Origin of the sequence: Kitasatospora sp. NPDC057542 (assembly GCF_042801945.1) — a bacterium.
Classification (GTDB): domain Bacteria; phylum Actinomycetota; class Actinomycetes; order Streptomycetales; family Streptomycetaceae; genus Kitasatospora.
The window spans coordinates 1-2454 of sequence record NZ_JBHVFE010000748.1 but is presented as its reverse complement, the minus strand read 5'-3'; the positions used below and the strand labels follow the sequence as shown (position 1 = coordinate 2454).

The window sequence follows — 2454 nt, the reverse complement described above, 5'->3', positions numbered from 1 at the left end:
AGAGCAGGTCAGCGACCCGAACTCCATCAGCCACGCCCAGGTGATGCCCACCCATCTGCGGCCCAGCGCGAACCCCTCAATCAGCGACAGAGCCCGGAAAGTGATCCAGAACCTCGTTTCACCCGCTGCCGACAACCAGCATTCGGGTGGAGTCGGAACTGCTCGGCGATGCCCTCGGTGCGCATCGCGGCATGCGCCCCGGGCGGTCCGCGCCCGACCGGGCCAATGCGCGCCCGCGACCTGTGCGAGCGCCTCGACCTCGCCATCATGCCGAAGAACATCGAGAGCACCCGGCACAAGCTCAAGCGCCTGGTCAGCCTCGGCGTCCTCACCGAGCCCGAACGCGGTCTGTTCGCCCAGCACCGCCCGAGCAACTCCGCACCACCAGCGCACCCGACCCAAGTCGACGGTTGAATCGGTGGCACAACCCGGATATCGGATTGCCTGGCCACCGTGGAAGGACCGAGAGTCGGCGGATGCGTGATCTGAAGCTGACCGTCGGCGATCTCACCCTGTCGCCCCTGAGCCCGGCCGACGTCAATGCCCACCTGGCTGGCGAGGACGACCTCTTGGTGCGCTGGCTGAACGGGGGGCCGGGCACTCGGGCCGGCACCGAGAAATACATCCGCCACTGCATGGAACAGTGGGCCACCAAGGGACCGTTGTGTGCCTTCGGAATCCGAGTGGGCGCCGAGCAGACCCTCGCGGGAACGATCGACCTCCGGTTCGAGATGGCCGGCCTTGCCGCTGGGCAGGTGAACATCGCCTACGGGCTCTACCCCGCCTGGCGTGGACGGGGCCTGGCGACCCGCGCGGTCCTCCTGGTCTGCCGATACGCGGCAGGCGAAGGAGCAGATCAGGCGGTGATCCAGGTGGCTCCGGAGAACCCGGGCTCGGCCGCGGTCGCCCTCAGGGCGGGCTTCACCTACGTCAAGCAAGTCCTGGATGCGGACGGCAACCGGTTCGACTGGTACGTCCGCAACCTGTCCCGCGAACCAGCCCATGGTGCTGACCACTGACAGCAAGCGGGAACCGGCTCGGGACACACGGCCCTGAGCCGAAACCCCTTGGACGGCACGGGGACCGGCTTGCTGAAATGGCAGACGGCCGCTGTCGGAGTCGAAGGGATGCGGCGATGACCGAGATCAGACTGCACCTGTCGGTGCGTGGCCTCACCGACGCGGACCTGCCGTCCTGCGGCTGGGCCGGCTCCCCCAAGCACGTGCGCGAACTCGTCCACCAGATCCGCCGCGCCGAGGCGGGCGAGATCGACTACCTGGCGGTCTGCACGCCGGTCGGGCTCCCGGTGGCGGTCGGCGGCATCGACTACACGGTCAAACCCGGCGCCGGCACGCTCTGGCAACTCAGCGTCCACCCGGCCCTGCAGTCCTGCGGGATCGGCACACTGCTGATCCGCTCCGCCGAGCAGCGGATCGGCGCCCGGGGCCTGACCCGCGCCGAACTCGGCGTCGAGGAGAGCAACCCGCGCGCCCGCGCCCTCTACGAACGCCTGGGCTACCGGGCCTTCAGCCGCGAGCTCGACTCCTGGGACGTGGAGGCCAAGGACGGCTCGCTCCAGCGGTACGAGACGATGTGCACGATGATGCGCAAGGACCTGGCATGACGCTGGATTTCGCGGCGTTCATCGCCGATGCGACGGCCGACCCGGCCGTCATCGGGCTCGTCCTCAAGGGCTCCCGGGCCCACGACGGCATGACCACCCGTCACTCCGACCACGACCTCTACGTCATCCTCGCCGACGACGCGGCGAGCGAGCTGGCCGCGCTCGACGGCTACCGCTCCGCGCGGCTCGACCTGGTCGTCACCACCCTCGAACGGTTCCGCCGGCCCGCCGACTGGGAGCGGTACGCCATCGCCCGCTCCCGGGTGCTGGTCGACCGCCGCGACGGGGAGATCACCCGGATCGTCGCCGCGATGGGACGGCTCGGCGCCGAGGAGGCCTTCCGGTCCGGCGCCGCCCTGCTGGACGCCTACGCCAACTCGCTCTACCGCTCGGTCAAGAACCACCGCGATGGCAACCCGCTCGCCAGCCACCTCGACGCGGCCGCCAGTGTCGGGTTCCTGCTCGACCTGCTCTTCGCCCTGGACCGCCGACCGCGCCCCTACAACAAGTATTTGGCCTGGGAGCTGGACCGGTTCCCGCTGCCCGGCTGGGAGAGCGCCGAGCTGCTGGACACCGTCGCCCGGATCACGGCGACCGGCGAAGTGGCGACGCAGCAGCGGCTCTTCGCCCGGGCCGAGGCGGCTGCCCGGGCCGCCGGGCACGCGGCGGTGCTGGACGCCTGGGGCGAGGACCTGCTACTGATGCGGCCCCGCCCGAACTCCCCGGCCCAGCAGCCCTCCTGACAGTGATGATGTGACTGGTGGTTCTGCTGATGAGGCTGACTCGCCTCCTGACTGACGTCTCGGACTGTCCTGTTTGGGATTTGTCGT

4 protein-coding genes are annotated in these 2454 nt (G+C 69.8%); all 4 read left to right on the top strand.

The annotated features are described in order from the left end of the window. Positions 1-225 precede the first annotated feature (225 nt). Complete coding sequence (locus ACFU7Y_RS43040; RefSeq protein WP_224284182.1) at positions 226-414, top strand: hypothetical protein; 189 nt, start codon at positions 226-228, stop codon at positions 412-414. 62 nt (positions 415-476) lie between these two features. Continuing rightward, the gene (locus tag ACFU7Y_RS43035; protein ID WP_224284181.1) at positions 477-1019 is read left to right on the top strand and encodes a GNAT family N-acetyltransferase; all 543 of its coding nucleotides are present in this window, start codon (positions 477-479) and stop codon (positions 1017-1019) included. A 116-nt stretch (positions 1020-1135) separates the two neighbouring features. Then, entirely contained in the window at positions 1136-1624 is a 489-nt protein-coding gene (locus tag ACFU7Y_RS43030; RefSeq protein ID WP_224284180.1) for a GNAT family N-acetyltransferase, read from the top strand. After that, entirely contained in the window at positions 1621-2367 is a 747-nt protein-coding gene (locus ACFU7Y_RS43025; RefSeq protein WP_380771916.1) for a hypothetical protein, read from the top strand. Before ACFU7Y_RS43030 ends, ACFU7Y_RS43025 begins: the two co-directional genes overlap by 4 nt. Positions 2368-2454 lie beyond the last annotated feature (87 nt).

What these genes read in the sequence shown, in the direction of transcription:
- ACFU7Y_RS43040 (WP_224284182.1), top strand. Translation starts at nt 226, where the DNA reads ATGCGCGCCCGCGACCTGTGCGAGCGCCTCGACCTCGCCATCATGCCG.
- ACFU7Y_RS43035 (WP_224284181.1), top strand. Translation starts at nt 477, where the DNA reads ATGCGTGATCTGAAGCTGACCGTCGGCGATCTCACCCTGTCGCCCCTG.
- ACFU7Y_RS43030 (WP_224284180.1), top strand. Translation starts at nt 1,136, where the DNA reads ATGACCGAGATCAGACTGCACCTGTCGGTGCGTGGCCTCACCGACGCG.
- ACFU7Y_RS43025 (WP_380771916.1), top strand. Translation starts at nt 1,621, where the DNA reads ATGACGCTGGATTTCGCGGCGTTCATCGCCGATGCGACGGCCGACCCG.